General features: G+C 58.0%; 13 protein-coding genes. 7 read left to right on the top strand and 6 right to left on the bottom strand.

Features of this window, described 5'->3' with window-relative positions; genetic code table 11:
• Window positions 1-83 precede the first annotated feature (83 nt).
• On the top strand, window positions 84-1,859 hold the full coding sequence (locus LG327_RS17700) for an SLC13 family permease (RefSeq protein WP_404363964.1): 1,776 nt from the start codon (window positions 84-86) through the stop codon (window positions 1,857-1,859).
• 26 nt (window positions 1,860-1,885) lie between these two features.
• Here LG327_RS17700 and LG327_RS17695 read toward each other — a convergent pair whose 3' ends face one another.
• The gene (locus LG327_RS17695; RefSeq protein ID WP_404363962.1) at window positions 1,886-3,175 is read right to left on the bottom strand and encodes an EAL domain-containing protein; all 1,290 of its coding nucleotides are present in this window, start codon (window positions 3,173-3,175) and stop codon (window positions 1,886-1,888) included.
• A gap of 672 nt (window positions 3,176-3,847) precedes the next feature.
• Between LG327_RS17695 and LG327_RS17690 the strand changes: the two genes are divergently transcribed.
• Window positions 3,848-4,405, top strand: a complete 558-nt coding sequence (locus tag LG327_RS17690) for a cytochrome b (protein WP_404363961.1) — start codon at window positions 3,848-3,850, stop codon at window positions 4,403-4,405.
• Between the two features lie 82 nt (window positions 4,406-4,487).
• Window positions 4,488-5,099, top strand: coding sequence for a YceI family protein (locus LG327_RS17685; RefSeq protein WP_404363959.1), 612 nt, complete (start codon window positions 4,488-4,490; stop codon window positions 5,097-5,099).
• 50 nt (window positions 5,100-5,149) lie between these two features.
• Here the strand turns inward: LG327_RS17685 and LG327_RS17680 are convergent, their stop codons facing one another.
• Window positions 5,150-5,386 carry a hypothetical protein gene (locus LG327_RS17680; RefSeq protein ID WP_404363957.1) on the bottom strand — a complete coding sequence of 79 codons (237 nt, stop codon included), beginning with the start codon at window positions 5,384-5,386 and terminating at the stop codon, window positions 5,150-5,152.
• Window positions 5,387-5,652: 266 nt separating this feature from the next.
• On the opposite strand from LG327_RS17680, the gene parC reads away from it, so the two are divergent.
• On the top strand, window positions 5,653-7,950 hold the full coding sequence (gene parC, locus LG327_RS17675) for a DNA topoisomerase IV subunit A (protein ID WP_404363955.1): 2,298 nt from the start codon (window positions 5,653-5,655) through the stop codon (window positions 7,948-7,950).
• Window positions 7,943-9,151, top strand: a complete 1,209-nt coding sequence (gene serB / locus LG327_RS17670; protein WP_404363954.1) for a phosphoserine phosphatase SerB — start codon at window positions 7,943-7,945, stop codon at window positions 9,149-9,151. Before parC ends, serB begins: the two co-directional genes overlap by 8 nt.
• On the opposite strand, the gene LG327_RS17665 is transcribed toward serB, so the two are convergent.
• The 3 genes from LG327_RS17665 to epmB form a co-directional block, all read right to left on the bottom strand.
• Complete coding sequence (locus LG327_RS17665) at window positions 9,145-11,229, bottom strand: EAL domain-containing protein (protein ID WP_404363952.1); 2,085 nt, start codon at window positions 11,227-11,229, stop codon at window positions 9,145-9,147. The genes serB and LG327_RS17665 overlap by 7 nt on opposite strands.
• 156 nt (window positions 11,230-11,385) lie before the next feature.
• Complete coding sequence (locus LG327_RS17660; RefSeq protein WP_404363950.1) at window positions 11,386-13,209, bottom strand: GTPase; 1,824 nt, start codon at window positions 13,207-13,209, stop codon at window positions 11,386-11,388.
• Between the two features lie 223 nt (window positions 13,210-13,432).
• A complete protein-coding gene (gene epmB / locus LG327_RS17655; RefSeq protein WP_404363948.1) occupies window positions 13,433-14,467 on the bottom strand; it encodes an EF-P beta-lysylation protein EpmB in 1,035 nt (344 codons plus the stop codon).
• A gap of 46 nt (window positions 14,468-14,513) precedes the next feature.
• On the opposite strand from epmB, the gene efp reads away from it, so the two are divergent.
• The gene (efp, locus tag LG327_RS17650) at window positions 14,514-15,086 is read left to right on the top strand and encodes an elongation factor P (RefSeq protein WP_404363946.1); all 573 of its coding nucleotides are present in this window, start codon (window positions 14,514-14,516) and stop codon (window positions 15,084-15,086) included.
• Window positions 15,086-16,075, top strand: a complete 990-nt coding sequence (gene epmA, locus LG327_RS17645) for an EF-P lysine aminoacylase EpmA (protein WP_404369538.1) — start codon at window positions 15,086-15,088, stop codon at window positions 16,073-16,075. The genes efp and epmA overlap by 1 nt, the downstream gene beginning before the upstream one ends.
• Here epmA and asd read toward each other — a convergent pair whose 3' ends face one another.
• Window positions 16,076-16,945 (bottom strand): archaetidylserine decarboxylase, encoded by an 870-nt coding sequence (gene asd / locus LG327_RS17640; RefSeq protein WP_404363944.1) that lies wholly within the window; start codon window positions 16,943-16,945, stop codon window positions 16,076-16,078.
• Window positions 16,946-16,958: the final 13 nt, after the last annotated feature.

Below are 16,958 nucleotides of genomic sequence, written 5' to 3'. Positions count from 1 at the left end.
AGAGCTTTCAAAAGCATTCATTATTCTTTCTGTGTTATCCAGGGATTCGATATGCTGCACGCTTTTAACCGCAGGCATATCACATGGAATGGCAGGGATGGTTTTCGCTGGGGCTGGCGGCTTCAGCACTGCTGCTGATGAGCCTTGGCCGTTACGCCCCTCATCTGGTCATGATGAGCGTACTGGTCATTCTCAGCGTCAGCGGCATACTGGAGCCTTCCCAGGCCCTCGCGGGTTTCAGCAATACCGGTCTGATTACCGTTGTGGCCATGTTTGTGGTGGCTGCCGGCATTCACCATTCCGGCGGCGTGGACATGATTGTGAATCACCTCCTGCGATCCCCCCGCAGTGTGCGTAGCGCCCAGGCCCGTATCGCCTTTCCTGTCGCCCTGCTCAGCGGCTTCCTGAACAATACGCCGGTGGTGGCGACCATGATTCCGGCCATTCATGCCTGGTCCCGCAAGATCGGCATCTCTCCCTCACGACTGATGATTCCCCTGAGCTATTCCGCCATTCTGGGGGGCACGCTAACCCTGATCGGCACCAGCACCAACCTGGTGGTTAACGGCCAGTACCGGGATCTGACAGGGGAGGAAGGCTTTTCCATCTTCTCCATTACCGCCGTGGGTCTGCCAGTTGCTCTTGTTGGCCTGGTGGCTGTGGTGGTTTTTCTGCCCAGGTTTTTGCCAGACAGGAAAGACCAGCAGAAGTTTGGCGCCATGCGGGAATTTACCCTGGAGGTGGCGGTTTCACTGGAAGGTCCCCTGGTGGGCAAGACAGTGGGGGAGGCCGGACTGCGGGACCTGGACCGGTTATACCTGGTAGAGATCGAGCGGGACGGCAGTGTGGTTACCGCGGTGCCGTCGGAAGAGCGCCTGAGGGGTGGCGACCGGCTGGTGTTTGCCGGCGATACCCAGGCCATTTCGGACCTGCTGCGGATCAACGGTATCGTGCCTTCAGTGCATGATGACGAACCCAGTCTGAGCAAGGACAGGGCGGAACGGCGTCTGGTCGAGGCTGCGCTCTCGCCCCAGTCCGAAGTACTGGGGCAGACGATTCGGGATGCCCGCTTTCGTGACCGGTACGGGGCAGTGGTTCTGGCGGTGGCGAGGGGTGGTGAACGGGTTTCTGGCAACCTGGGAAATATCCGGCTCAAACCAGGGGACGTTCTGCTGCTGGAGGCGCGGCCGGCCTTTGTGAGCCGTCAGAGATACGCCCGCGACTTCCTGCTTATTAATGATCTTGGCACCGAGGCGCCCCGTCATGACCGTGCCTGGGTGGCCTGGGGCACACTGCTCCTGCTGGTGGGAGCAGCTGCCAGTGGCCTGCTGAGCATGCTGAACGCGGCCCTTCTGGGTGCCGCCCTGATGATCCTCACGGGCTGCTGCTCCGTGGGCCAGGCGCAGAAGGCTGTGGATGTGCCGGTGATCCTGACCATTGCTGCGTCGTTTGCTCTCGGGGCCGCGCTGGAGGTAACCGGTGCTGCCCGTCTGGCAGCTGAGCTCATCATATCCGCCAGCAATGGCCATCCCCTTTTGACTCTGCTGCTGGTTTATCTTGCCATTTCTGTTCTGACAGAGGTGGTCACCAACAACGCAGCCGCTGTGCTGGTTCTGCCCGTGGTCCTGTCGATGACTGCCTCCATGGGAGTGCCTGCAGAGCCGTTTGTGATCGCGGTGATGATGGCGGCTTCTGCCAGCTTTGCCACGCCTCTGGGTTACCAGACCAACATGATGGTGTTTGGTCCGGGTGGCTACCGTTTCATGGATTTTGTCAGGGTAGGGGTGCCCATGAACCTGTTCATCGGCCTGGTGACGGTGGCGGTCATTGCTCTGGTGTACGGCGTGGAACTTCAATGAATCCTGCTTGCCTGACAATTTTGCTTTCAGGAGCGCCGTCCGGCTTCAGGGTTGGCGAGAATGTCGCAGCAGAGCACTTTCATCTGGCCGGCGTGGACATAGGCCAGTGAAAGAGTGACACACATGTAGGCGCCGGTAATGGAAAGGTAGGGGCGGGTTACCTGAATGCGATCGGGCTGGGCAAGAGCCTGCTTGAGATACAGCTGCCGGTACCAGTCTGCACTGCTGGTATTCTCCAGCGGCCGGAAGCGGGGATCGAGGTTGTGGGACGAGCTGGCGGAGAGCAGGGTATCGTCCACCTGAACGCCCAGAGCATCAATCAGATAGCAACGGGATACAGCATGATGGGTCAGCAGCTCATTACAGGCAATTTTGAGGGTCTGGCCGGTTCGTAGCTGATTGACCGCGCTCTGGAAAAAGCCGCTGAAAAAGTCGGTAATCTGCTGGGTTGGGTCCAGTTGTACCCGGTCACGGCTCTTGTAATCAGTGAGCAGCTGCTCCAGATCCGGCGTCTTGCGGTCAATGTCGGCCAGATCCAGGCTGGGTCTTGAAAAATAGAACCCCTGAACGAAATCTACGCCCGCATCAATCGCGATCATGGCCTGATCGTGGGTTTCCACCCCCTCCAGCAGAACCAGGCAGCCCGACTGGTGGAGCAGAGAGGCGATGCCGTTGAGTATCTGTCGTGCCTTCTTGTCGTCTATGGCCCTGGTGAGGAGCGACCTGTCGAGTTTTACGATGTCCGGGGAAAGGTTCCATATTCTTTCGAAATTCGAATGTCCCGCGCCAAAGTCATCGATTGCTGTCAGGCAGCCCAGTTGCTGGTAATAGGCGACGGCCTCACGCAGCTGAGCGGAATCATCCGTGGGCTGTTCTACGATCTCGATAACCACCCGGTGTGGGGGCAGGCCCGTGCGTTCCAGTAATTGTCCGAAAAAAGAGTCATTCTGGCGTCCGCTGGCCACAACCTTTGGCGACACGTTGAGGAACAGCCAATTTACCTGTTCGCTCAATGATGAATAATTCTGAATATGTAGATAGCGACACAGGCGGTCCAGCAGTACATTTTCCGCTTCGGTTGTGGGCAGGCCAAACAGATGAAGGGGCAGGACGCTGGAGTTGTCCGTGTCAAAAGCCCGTATCAGGGCCTCGTAACCAACGACCCGCTTGTGGGAAATGCTGAAAATGGGTTGCAGTGCTGTTCTCAGTGTCAGCCCCTGAAAGCTGGCGCTCCATCCATAATCATGATGATCAAGCATGGGCCCGAGCAGTTCCAGCTCTGGGGAGGCCAGTGAATTGGGCAGGATTTTTGACATAAATCAGCACTGAGGCAGTGAACGAAAGCGTCGTAATACCGGGTGGTATAGCCGGCCAGACCTGTTGACGCACAAAAATTGCGACGTTTCAATCGGCGAAAAAGCCACAATATTGGAGAAGAATGCCAAACTTTCCAGAAAGTTACCAGCGTTTAAGGCATAAGTGACCGAAAAGCCGGACACTACCGGAGACGGGCGCGCTCGCTGGATAGCTGTTGCAGAAGGAAACTGCTCGTGGGGTAGTGTCGGAGAGCCCCTTGCAGGGATATTTGTTGCGGGACCCGAAATGCGAACGAAAGGCTCAATTCGCAATCCGGGTGGCGTTTTCCCAGTGCCAGAGGCTCTCAGATGAGGGGTTGGTCTCAGTTGTTGCTGGGAACCACAACGCTTTCGTCAAATTCGACTTCCATCATTTTTCCTCGTATTTCCAGAAAAAAGACCTGCCGTTGCTGTCCAAACTGGATGCCGGGGGCTGGTCGTGTTATGGATCAATTTTACCGGGATGAAGGATTGGCTCAATCCGTAAAATCCCCATACGACCAAAGTCAAATCATCAGTTTTTCTGATGCTTCAGGCCAAAACATTGCGATTTGATTGGCGCCGCCAGATTTATAGACTTGTTGGAGGCGGTACGGCCGTGGAAGCGGGGCAGGGCAACGGAGTCTCAGGAAGATGCAGGTACGCAATTCGAAAAACAGCTACGGAGTTCTGGCGATATTTTTTCACTGGGTGGCAGCGGCTGCCATATTCGGGCTGTTCGGCCTTGGCTACTACATGGTTGATCTTGATTACTATCATGACTGGTACCGCACGGCCCCGGACATCCACAGGAGCGTCGGCATGCTGCTGCTGGGGCTGATGGCCCTCAGGCTTGCCTGGCGGGTGGGCAATCCAAAACCCCGGCCGCTCCCCAACCACAGCCGGCTGGAAGTCACCGGGGCGCACCTTGCGCACTGGTGCCTCTACCTGCTGACTTTTGTTGCGATGATCAGTGGTTATCTGATCTCAACGGCGGATGGCTCGTCCATCGATGTGTTCGGCTGGTTCACTGTGCCCTCGATCACCGGCAGAATGAGGGAACTGGAAACCATTGTCGGGGATGTCCACTACTGGTCGACCTGGGCCCTGGTGGTTCTCGCTGCCGGCCATGGTCTGGCTGCCCTCAAACATCATTTTATTGACCGGGATGAAACCCTCCGGCGGATGCTGCGTACGATCAGGACAGAATGAAAGTCGCTGGCCCGGCCGGAAGGAACAACCGGAATGTTTTAACCATGCCCCTTGGGGCGCACAGCAAGGAGTATCAGAAACAATGAACACTCAAACCATGACGGGTTCGATACGGAAACTGGTAGCAGCATCCCTGGTGTCAGTGGCCATGGTTTCCGGCGCCGAGGCGTCAGAGCATAGCGGCACCTACGCGTTTGATACCGAAGGCCAGCACCAGTTCATCATCTTCAAGATATCCCATCTCGGCTACAGCTGGCTTTACGGCCGGTTTAACGAGTTCGACGGAAAGTTCACCTACGACGCAGCCAATCCAGAGCAGAGCAGCGTGGAAGTGACTGTCAATACGGCCAGCGTGGATTCAAACCACGGTGAGCGTGACAAGCACCTGCGTAGCGATGATTTTCTTTTTGCGGACGAATACCCGCAAGCCACCTTCACCAGCAAGCGTGTCGTGCCGGGTGAAGATGGAAAAGAAGGACAGATTGTGGGCGACCTCACTCTGCGTGGCGTGACGAAGGAAATCACCCTTGACGCAGAAATGGTGGGCCACGGTGACGACCCCTGGGGTGGTTATCGGATGGGCTTTGAAGCGTCAACGGAGCTGCGGCTGAAGGATTTTGACATTCCCAAAGATCTTGGAGAAGCATCTGAGACCGTGGAGCTGATTATCTCGGTTGAAGGCATTCGCCAGTAAGCGGGTTTCGGGGGCGTCAGGTGACGCCCCGGTTATGACAGCCCTCGGGCTCAGGCCTCTGTTGTGCGCTCGCGACCCTGGTCGCAGCGGCAAAGACGCAACTGCCGGCACAACTGGGCGGTAAACACCACCAGCCAGATCAGCAGGCCGGCCCAGAGATAGGGCGCCGCAATGTGGAAAGTGCCACTGACGGCAAACTCCACCAGTAACATCAGTGCAAGAGCCAGAAGTCCATTGGCAAGAGCTGTCAACATGGCTTGACGGCAGGCTTTGAAAGTCGTTCTCATCACATTTGACCAGACAGAATTGTGAAGTTGCAAAACGGTAACCATGTTTTCTGGTTCGAGAATACGGTTCGGCGTGCACTCCCTCCATGCGTGAATTCCGCTATTTGAAAAGCTGATTGGTTCCAGCGACTGCAGGTACCCGGCAACAGATTGGTGTCCGGAGCACTTGCTCCATATAATGAGCAGCCTGACCGACTGCCACTATGACTGCCACTGCGCATGGCAGTCAGCAGGTGCGGAATTCACAACAGCTACAAGAGGCTTCCATGCCAGAGTTTCAGAGCACGGATGAAGGGTTTGAGCGCGTCGCCCTCCGGGATTACACGGAAAAGGCCTACCTCGATTATTCCATGTACGTCATTCTCGACCGGGCCCTGCCCAACGTGGGCGATGGCCTGAAGCCTGTCCAGCGCCGGATTATTTATGCCATGTCCGAGCTTGGCCTGAAGTCAACGTCGAAGTACAAGAAGTCCGCGAGGACAGTTGGCGATGTTCTGGGCAAGTTCCATCCGCACGGTGACAGTGCCTGTTACGAAGCCATGGTTCTGATGGCCCAGCCATTTTCCTACCGCTATCCACTGGTGGACGGACAGGGCAACTGGGGCTCCCCGGATGATCCCAAATCCTTCGCTGCCATGCGTTATACCGAATCCCGGCTGGCGGCCTTTGCTGATGTGCTGCTGGCGGAGCTGGGGCAGGGTACCGTGGACTGGGTGCCGAACTTCGATGGCACAATGGATGAGCCCTCCACTCTGCCTGCGCGTCTGCCCCATGTGCTGCTTAATGGCACCACCGGCATCGCAGTGGGTATGGCTACCGACATTCCGCCCCACAATGTGCGGGAAGTGGCGGCTGCCTGCATCCGGCTGCTGGACAGACCGGATACTTCCATCGACGAGCTCCTGGAGCATATCAAGGGGCCGGATTATCCAACTCATGCCGAGATCATCACGCCTCGTCATGAGCTGCGGCGGATGTACGAAACGGGCCGCGGATCCCTTCGCATGAGGGCCCGATGGATCAATGACAGCGGTGAAATCGTGGTCACGGATCTGCCCCACCAGGTGTCAGGAAACCGGATCCTTGAGCAGATCGCGGCCCAGATGCAGGCGAAGAAACTGCCCATGGTGGCAGACCTGCGTGATGAGTCGGACCATGAGAATCCGACACGCCTGGTGATCATTCCCCGTTCCAGCCGGGTGGATATGGAAGGCCTGATGGCCCACCTGTTTGCCAGCACCGACCTCGAGAAATCCTATCGGGTCAATATAAATGTCATCGGCAACGATGGCCGGCCGGGCGTCAAGGACCTGCACACCCTTCTGAGTGAATGGATCAGCTACCGCCGCACCACGGTTACCCGCCGTCTGCAGTTCCGGCTCGACAAGGTGCTCGCCCGCCTGCATATCCTTGAGGGTCTGCTGATTGCCTACCTCAATATTGATGAAGTTATTGAGATAATACGAACTTATGACAAACCCAAGACCGAGTTGATGAGCCGCTTTGGCCTGTCGCCCGATCAGGCCGAGTCGATTCTGGAGCTGAAGCTGCGGCATCTGGCCAAGCTCGAGGAAATGAAAATCCGTGGTGAGCAGGATGAACTGGCAGCCGAGCGCAATGAACTCCAGAATATTCTGGGCTCGGAGGAGCGCCTGCGAGAGCTGATCAAGTCCGAGTTGCAGGCGGATGCGGACACCTACGGCGACGATCGCCGCTCGCCCATTGTGGAAAGAGACGAAGCCAGGGCGTTCAGCGAGCTGGACCTGGTCTCCAATGATCCTGTGACGGTCGTGTTGTCGGAAAAAGGCTGGGTCAGGGCGGCCAAAGGCCATGATATCGAACCGGAAGGGTTGAGTTACAAATCCGGCGACCGTTTTGCCATGGCGGCCAGGGGCCGCAACAACCAGCAGGCCGTATTCCTCGATTCCACCGGCAGGGCCTACTCCATGCTTGCCCATACTCTGCCATCGGCCCGGGGCCAGGGTGAGCCCCTGACTGGCAGGATCAACCCGCCGTCCGGTGCAACCTTCTCTGGCCTGTTGCTGGGGGAGCCCTCCGAGAAGGTGCTGCTGGTTACCGATGCCGGGTACGGATTCATCACCTCCCTTGAGGAGATGATCAGCAAGAACCGCAACGGCAAGGCCCTGGTGAATATTCCAAAAGGCGCACGCCTGATGCCCCCCACGCCAATCCCCCGCCGGGGTGACAGCCTTTATCTGGCAGCCATTTCCAACGAGGGCCGGATGCTTGTGTTCCCCCTCAGCGAACTACCCGAACTGGCCAGAGGAAAGGGCAACAAGATCATCAGCATTCCCTCGGCCCGGGTGCAGAGCCGGGAGGAGTTCGTGGTGGATGTTGCGGTATTCGACAGGGCCGACCAGCTCCAGATCAGAGCCGGCAAGCGCAAGATGAACCTGCAGTTCAGCGACCTCGAGCACTACCTGGGAGACCGCGGCCGGCGCGGCCACAAGCTGCCCCGAGGGCTGCAGCGTGTGGATGGGATTGATGTAGTGTCGTCCGGCCCGTCGCCGGCAACGGAAGAGGAGCAAGCCGAGAGTGAGTGAACTGGTCCTGATCAATGTTTCCGGCCGTGACAAGCCGGGTCTTACTTCGGAAATTACCGGCATCATGGGGCGCTATGATGTCCGCATTCTGGATATAGGCCAGGCGGTGATTCACGATCATCTGACTTGGGGTATCCTGGCGGAGATTCCGGACGAGTCCCAGGCCTCCTCCGTCATTCGGGAGCTGCTGTTCCGCCTGCATGCCCTTGACCTGCAGGTGCGCTTTGCGCCGATCTCAGAGGCGGAGTACCAGCAGTGGGCCTCAGGCCGCAATCGGGCCTGTTACATAGTTACGCTCATGTCCAGGGACATCAAGGCGGAGCAGATTGCCCGGGTGTCGGCGATCACCGCCCGCCACGGCCTCAATATTGACAACATAACCCGGCTGTCAGCCCGGCCTTCACTTAAGGCTTCCGACAACCGCATCGCCTGTATCGAATTCTCTGTCCGTGGCACACCGGCAGACCCGGAGCAGCTGCGCTCCGATTTCCTCCATATCGCCAGTGAAATGAATGTGGATATCGCCTTCCAGGAGGATTCCATTTTCCGGCGCAATCGACGCCTGGTGGTGTTTGACATGGACTCGACCCTGATCGAGGCGGAAGTGATTGACGAACTGGCCAGGGAGGCGGGCGTGGGCGAGCAGGTGGCAGCGATCACGGAAGCGGCCATGCAGGGCAGGCTTGATTTCAGTGAGAGCTTCGCCGAGCGCCTGGCGCTGCTGAAGGGGCTGGATGAGTCCGTGCTGGAGGCTATTGCCGAGCGTCTGAAACTGACCGAGGGGGCAGAGCATCTGCTGCGCAGCCTGAAATCCCTGGGATATCGCACCGCGATTCTCTCCGGCGGGTTCAGTTACTTTGCCCGGAAGCTGCAGGAGCGCCTGGGCATTGATTACATCTACGCCAATGAGCTGGAAATCGAGGACGGCAAGGTCACTGGCCGGGTTTCCGGCCCCATTGTGGATGGGCAGCGCAAGGCTGAATTGCTACTGGAAATTGCCCGCAGAGAGAACGTGTCCCGGGAGCAGGTGATAGCCGTGGGAGATGGTGCCAATGACCTGCCAATGCTGAGCCAGGCCGGTCTTGGCGTGGCATTCAGGGCCAAACCCCTGGTCAAGGAGTCGGCCCGACATTCGATTTCAACGCTGGGGCTGGATGCTCTGCTGTACCTGATTGGGTTTCGGGAGAGTGAGACTCACTGATCGCCGAAATCGTAATTCATTTCAGGCACAGGTGCCTGCAGGTAGTAGCCCTGGATATAGTTCACCCCGGCCTGCCACAGGGTCGCCAGCACTGCGGCGTTTTCCACCAGCGGGATGATGGTCAGCTTGCCGGAACTGCGCAGGGTTTCCACCATTTCCTTGACCCTGGTCCGGGCGTCTTCACTCTTCTGGACTTCTTCAGTGAATGAGCCATCGATCTTGATGTAATCCACATCCACATGCTTGAGGGTGTTGAAGGGATTGAGAGCACAGCCGAACTGGCTGATGGATATCTTGCAGTGCAACTCCTGCAATGACTTTGCAAACTCCCGCGCCTGCTTGAGGTAGGCGTTGGCATCGCCTTCCCGAATCTGGAAGATCAGTGAATTACCGGGCAGGCGTGCGGCTTTCAGCGCCACGCTCAGCCATGAGGTGAACGTCTTGTCCTGGATGGTCTCAGCTGTGATGTTCAGGAACAGGCGTGTGTCGTGCCCCCTGGACCGGTGATTGGCCAGCTGCTTGATGGTCTGCAGGGTAACCCAGCGGTCGATCTTTCCTGCCATGTCGGAGGGGCCCATTGGCGGCAGGAAATCGTAAGGAGAGATCTCCTGGCCATCCCTGTCCAGCATCCGGACAAAGGCCTCGTAATGTTCTTCACCTTCGCCCCGGAGATTTATGATGGGCTGGAAAAGGAGGCGGAAGCGGTCTTCATCCAGGGCTCGCTGTATGGCCTCGATGGAATTGCCTTCATCCAGGGTCTCGAAATCGGCGGGATTGTAGATCACCACACCGTTGCCCCGCTCATGGCCGTCCAGTTTTCTCACTTCCGCTGAGGCGGTATGGGCGCGGCCAATGAGGTCGGGTGCCTTGGGTGAATTCTCTGTTATCGCGGCTATGCCGATGCTGACTGTCAGCTGGATGGTGCGGCCACCGATATCAAACAGGTGATCCTCAACGCTCTTGCGGATGGATTCGCAGGTATCGGCAAGACGCTGTTCGTCGCAGGGCTGCGCCAGTACGCAGAAGGCATCGTCGCTGAGTCGTGCGAGGATCATGTCGTCGTCCACCTGCTTGCGGAGAACGGCGGACAGGTCTCCAAGCAGAAGATCAGCGCCCGCAATTCCCACCTGGCTCTTCATGGACATGAAATCGTCAAGTGCAATATAGGCGAGGGCACCGGCTTCATTCTTCTCACCGGCGGTCACTATGGCTTTGCCGAGGGCATCCATGAGGTAGGGGCGGTTGTAGAGGCCGGTAAGCAGATCCTGGCTGCTGATCTGCCGCAGTTTCTCCTCAAGCTCCACGTCATTCTTCTCGGGCTGGATAACAATCTGGGTGCAGGGCTCGCCATCGTAGGTCGCCGAAGAGGCTGTCATGGTGATGTCCATCTCCCGGTCGTCGCTGCGCCGGGCGACGCAATTCAGTGTGGCGCCGTCCTTTTCTGACTCTGCGAATGACTTCATGAATTCTTTGTAGGCGCTCTGACTTTCCGGTGTCAGGGTATCGAGAATCGGAATGCAGATGAGGTCGTCAATATCGTCGTAGCCGAGAAAGTCCATGTAGGACTGGTTGGCGTAGATGTGCATGCCGTCGTTGATGTAGGCGATGGCATCCTTCGAGCTTTCCAGAAGAAGCTGACAGCGCTGTTCCGCTTCCCGCAGATGAGACTCGAGAGCGCGTCGCTTGCGACGTTCGTCAAGAGCCGCAAGTTCCCGCCGGACAACGAGCACAAGCAGGTCTGTCTGTTCCGCAGGGACCGTGTCCTGGGCGCCCGACTTCATGTAGCTGACTGTGCGTTCGCGGTCAGGTTCGCCGGTGAGCAGAATGAAGGGTATGTCCTTGTCCATCCGCCGGATGGTGGCAAGGGCGTGCTCCGGAGAAACCTCCTGTTCCACATCCCGTGCCAGCATCAGGTCCCAGCTGCTCGATTTGATGGCCTCCTCAAGATCTTCCTCCGAGGTTACCCTGTGTGCCCGGGTCGCACGACCGGCATTTCTCAGCAGGCTGATCAGGGTTTCAGCGTCGTTCTGGGAGGGGTCAAGTATCAGGAGCTGGACCGTAGCGCTTTTTTTCTGCATGCCTTGAAGATCTCTCGCAATTCCACGGGTCGGTTTATGGCAAACCATGAAGTGATTTCAGGTGTCCAGAGGTGATCCGGGCATCCCGGTTCGCCTGTGCCGGAATGCTAACGCACCGCAAATGATGCAGCGGATACTGCCTGATCACAACTCTTATTACAGGGAAGGCCAGAGGGAGTCGAACTCATCTTCACTGGTGCTGGCGGGAGATGTCAGGCGATCGTCGCTGGCTTTCAGGTCCCGGTTTTGCAGCTTGAGCTCAAACTGACTGATGCTTCCCGTAGCTGAAACCCGCCTGGACAGCTGTCCCTGGTCCTCGCGGCCATCATGGAGCAGGGACATCCGGCTGCCCGACTGAAACGGCAGGCGCGGCGTAATCAGGGTGGCAGCCTGATTCACAGCGCTGATCTCGGGCAGTAGCAGACCGCGCAGGTATTCGCTGCTCTGGCCCACCTTCTGGATGAGTCTCACTCCACAGGGCGATGCGCTGGGCGCCAGCAGTTCTACGCCAATCTGGGTACCCTGGTTGCGCACCTGGCGTATCCAGCGGACCACCGCAACACTCCATGGGTGGGTTACCTGTTCACGAACGCCCAGCACTTCGCCGGCCTGGAGCGCAGGCGGAACCTCGTCTTCCCAGCTCACACAGTACCCTCCCGGACTGGTATTGAGGAGTAACGTTTTGTAAGAGCGTGGCCGGTTACGGGAGGAACTGATGCTCTGCGCAGAGCCGCCGGTTCCCCGGAAAGTTATGGGCGTATCGGCCGAGCCCATCCGCTCGTCCGTGGGACCGGCGTCATGGGCACCAGCCCAGGCGTCATTTCGGCTGCGAGTAGAATTGAGGAACAGGTTCTCTCCCTCAGAGAGCCCCTCAGTCTCGTTATCCCCGTTACCCGCCACGAACTGGTTAAAGGTCTTTTCCCCGGCAATAAAAAAGTGTGCTGCCGTCAGTCCGACGCATACGTGCAGGTATCCCTGGCTGACAATCCGGTTGAAGTTGCGCTTGGTGAGAATGCCCAGGGCCTGGCTAAGATGGGTCAGAAGCGTATCGCTGACTGCCATGGGCAGTGGAATGCTGCCGTCCTGGTCCGGGTCTCTGTGCTCATGACGAGCCTGCAGATAACCTGAAATGCGCTCCGACAGGGCGGTGGTGTCAAAACCAAAACAGTCGTTGCCGGGTGCCTCTTGCATCAGGCTGCGATAGATAGGGGGCTTGTCCCGTTCCATGTCCACGACAAAAAGGCTGCTCTGCAGGTCTGAGGAGCATTCCGCGAGATCGGTCCAGGTTTCAAACAGTTCATAGACCTGAACCAGCTCGTTCTGGCGAAGCTGGTTGGGCCTTGCGCATCCAAGCAGAAGAACGCGCTTGTAGGCGTCTGCTACCGTGCTGCTGGTGCGATGACTGAGCTCATCATCTTCCACGGCCTGGCTGGCGAGCCTGTTACGGTAGGCGAACCGGAATATGCGGTGAGACTCCAGCCAGCTGTGGGCAGGGCTCGGGCAGTACAGCTGATGGGCCCGGACAATGGTCGAGCCCAGCTCGCTCAGGGCCCGATGACAGCTGATTGCCAACAGCTTGCGGTTTTTATCCACCCCACCGTTGTCGATGAATTCCAGCATGCAGGTCTTGTAGCCGCTGGCCAGATGAAGCTGGAGAGCCTGGGAAAGATTGGCAATCTTGCGCTGTTTGTCGGGCAGGGCAATAGCCAGTCCGAGATAATGCCGGCTCAGCTCATTGCAGACAAAGCGGATTCTGGGCCTCATCAGCTCCAGCAGTTGGAGGCGCTGCTGGGGAGTAATGAACATCTGATTGAGTTCAATGATGGCGTGGTAAAGCTGACGTGAAACCTCACCTACATTGGCCATTGGCAGGTGTCCGAGCCAATCCCTGAGTGCCCTGGGAGTGGCGTCACAGAAAGACAGGCTTGCGGTTTTCTGTTCCGGAACGGTCAGATCGGGTTTCAGGTTCATGCCTTCCATACAGCTCACGCCACCAATTGCGCCTGTGGAAGCGTTTCATTATTGCTGGACGCCAAAATCCCATTTTCCATTTCAGCGTGAGTCCCGCGACATCTGAAAACGCAGAAGTTAAATATTTTTATAGGTTTACGCCTGTTGCACTCTAAAATAGCAAAGAGCCAACAAAAAGCCAGCAATCCCCGGCTTGACAATATTTGACAAAAAAGCGTTGAAACCCTGTTCTTCAGGATCCCAGAGGCGTTTTGGCGGGCTCTCCGGGTATTTCCCTCACCAGCGTCGGCACCAGAAACCCGGGAAGCTGTACCCGGAGCTTGCGGACCAGTTCCATGGCCTGAGCGTCGCTGACGTCAAAATGGTGAGCGCCGGCAACCGGATCAAAGGCGTGGAGGTAATAGGGCAGCACGCCCGCATCGAAAACCGCCTCGCTGAGCTGGGCAAGGGTGTCGACGCTATCATTCACGCCCCGCAGTATTACGCTCTGATTCAGTAATGTCACGCCGGCTGTTTTCAATTTCGCGAGTGCATCACGGACTGGCTGATCAACTTCATTGGGGTGGTTGATGTGTAAAACCATCACTTTTTGCAGCGGGCTCGCCGCAAGCCATGTCAGCAGGCCATCGTCAACCCGCTGGGGGATAACCACCGGCAGCCGGGTATGAATGCGCAGGCGTCGTAACTGGGGCAGGCCAGCGAGGTTTTCCGCCCACTCGGACAGTAGCCGGTCGCCTGCGACAAGGGGATCGCCGCCGCTGAAAATCACCTCGTTGATCTCCGGCGACGCGGCGAGTGAGTCGATCACCTCGGCCCGCTGGCGGGGCGAAAGCCGGTGGTCGGCATAGGGGAAGTGTCGCCGGAAGCAATAGCGGCAGTTGATGGCGCACTGGCCGGTGACCATTAGCAGAGCCCGGCTGTGGTATTTCCGTATCAGGCCAGTGGTGGCAAGAGCTGATGCTTCCTCCAACGGGTCGGAAACGAAGCCCGGGGCCGCATCTTCCTCCTCACTCAGGGGCAGAACCTGCCTTAGCAGGGGATCGTATGGGTCCCCGTAACGGATCCGGGCAAGGTAGGGCGCCGGCACCCTGACGGGAAACAGACCATGGCCACCTGTGGCGCCTTTAAGCCACCTCAGGGGATCCAGCCCCAGGGTCTCAAGAAGAACTTCAGGGCTGGTGATGGAGTTGGCCAGTACCTGCTGCCAGCTGACGTGGCTATTATCCGGGTTGTGGGCTTCTACCAGGGAGGGGGTTCGCTGTATCATGGACGCTTTCTGCACTCTCAACAGCGTTATTTCAGGTGACATTTTCATGGCTTCATATTCTACCAATGAATTCCGTAGCGGTCTCAAGGTTTTGCTGGAAGGGGATCCCTGCGTGATTCTGGAAAACGAATTCGTCAAGCCCGGCAAGGGTCAGGCGTTCAATCGGGTCAAGCTGCGCAATCTCAATTCCAATCGTGTGTGGGAGAGAACGTTCAAGTCCGGTGAGAGTCTGGAATCGGCCGACGTAGTGGAACAGGAAATGGAATACCTCTACACCGATGGCGAGTTCTGGCACTTCATGCTGACGGATGGCTCTTTCGAGCAGTACCCTGCCGATGCCAAAGCCGTTTCGGACGTGCTCAAATGGCTCAAGGAGCAGGATGTCTATACGGTCACGCTGTACAATGACTCGCCCCTGTCGGTGTCTGCGCCCAACTTTGTAGAGCTGGAAGTGGTCGATACCGATCCCGGCATGAAGGGCGACACAGCCCAGGGCGGCACCAAGCCGGCAACTCTGGCCACCGGCGCTGTGGTCAACGTCCCCCTGTTCATAAATATCGGCGATGTGCTCAAGGTGGATACCCGTAGCGGCGAGTACGTCAACCGGGTGAAAACCTGATTCGTCCGGCATCCGATTTTCCCGGAGGCTGGCCCCCGGCGGCCTCCCTGGAAGCCCTCCGAAGTCGCGCCAGACAGTTATCGTTTGTGCGTGGCTTTTTTGAGTCCCGTCAGGTGCTGGAAGTGGAAACTCCGGTTATCGGCCGACACGGGGTAAGCGACCTCAATCTTGACAGCATTCCAGCTTCGCTCTCCGCGGTTCCCGGCTGGCCTGATTGCGGGGGCTGGCTGCAAACCTCTCCCGAATATCACATGAAGCGTCTGCTTGCGGCGGGATCCGGCCCCATCTTCCAGATTGCCCATGCGTTTCGTGATGGCGAGAGAGGGCGGCGCCACAATCATGAGTTTTCCCTGCTGGAATGGTATCGCCCCGGCTTCGATGACAATGCGCTAATGGATGAAGTGGCCGAACTGGTGTGCAACTGGCTGGGGGTAGCTGAACCCCGCCGGCTGAGTTACCGGGGCGCGTTCCAGCAGTACCTGGATCTTGATCCTTTCCTCGTTACCGACTCTGCTCTTGCCCACCGCTGCGAAAGATGGGTGGGTGTTGACCTGGCGGCCACTCTTTCCCGGGACGAGTGTCTCGATGTTCTCATGAGCCATGAAGTGGAGGCGGCTCTGAAGTCCGAGCCACCGACCTTCATTGGTCTTTATCCTGCGAGTCAGGCGGCGCTGGCCAAAACCTCCGTGCAGGACGGGGTGACCGTTGCCCATCGCTTTGAGCTCTATGTGGCGGGGATTGAACTCTGCAACGGGTACTGGGAGCTCACCGATGCCGCCGAGCAGCGTCGCCGGTTCGAGCAGGATAACGAGCGTCGCAGACTGGTCGGTAAACCAGTCATGCCCCTGGACGAGAACCTTCTGGCAGCGCTGGAAGCGGGCGTACCCGATTGCGCCGGCGTTGCCCTTGGGCTGGACCGTCTGCTGATGCTCAAACTGGGGACGACAGACATTGCGGACGTCCTGCCCTTTCCCGTCGAGCGCGCCTGATTACTGGCTGAGCTTCTCGCAGTGTCCCAGAGCTTCGCCCAGGCGCAGGTTCCGTGCGGCGTCCATGGATGGGTCCCATTTTGCAACATCCTTCGGGAATACCAGGATGACGGTGGAGCCAAGGCGGAAACGTCCCATTTCCTCACCTTTTTTGTACCGGATGGGATCAGTTTCCGTGTCATAACTGGTGGCTGACACCTCCCGTTTTCCCGGTGCCACAATTCCAGCCCACCGGGTTTCCACGCTGCCCACAATCATTGCCCCCACCATCACCATGGCCATTGGGCCGAATTCGGTATCAAAAATTGCGACTACCCGCTCATTCCTGGCAAAAAGGTTGGGCACATTGGCCGCGGTCATCGGGTTGACGGAAAACAGTCGGCCAGGAACATAGACCATCTCTCTGAGAGTGCCGGCCAGAGGCATGTGAATGCGGTGATAGTCCCGTGGCGCAAGGTAGATGGTGGCAAACTCACCCTCGGTGAACTGGTCGGCCCGCCGCCTGTCTCCTCCGAGCAGTTCCAGTAGGCTGAAAGACTGCCCCTTGGCCTGGAATACCCGGTCACTGCGGATCTGCCCCAGCTGGCTCATGGCTCCGTCCACCGGGCTTGTCACGACGGATTCGCCTCCTTCGAACTCCCTGATTCCCGGCTTCAGGGCGCGGGTGAAAAATGCATTGAAGCTGGGGTAGGCCTCAGGATCGCTCTCCACGGCCTCGCTCATGTCTACGCCGTAGTGGCCGATAAACCATTTGACCACCCGGTTCTTGAGAGCCGGCATTTTTTCGTTGTCGGCAAGCTTCCCCGCCAGTCGTGAAACCATTAGCTGTGGGGCAACGTACTGCCCCAGGATGAATAACCGGTCGAGCATGGCCACAGATCTC

This window comes from Marinobacter sp. (genome assembly GCF_044799475.1).
GTDB lineage: Bacteria > Pseudomonadota > Gammaproteobacteria > Pseudomonadales > Oleiphilaceae > Marinobacter.
Note: the sequence above shows the minus strand (reverse complement) of the source record. Positions and strands in the feature narration are given on the sequence as shown.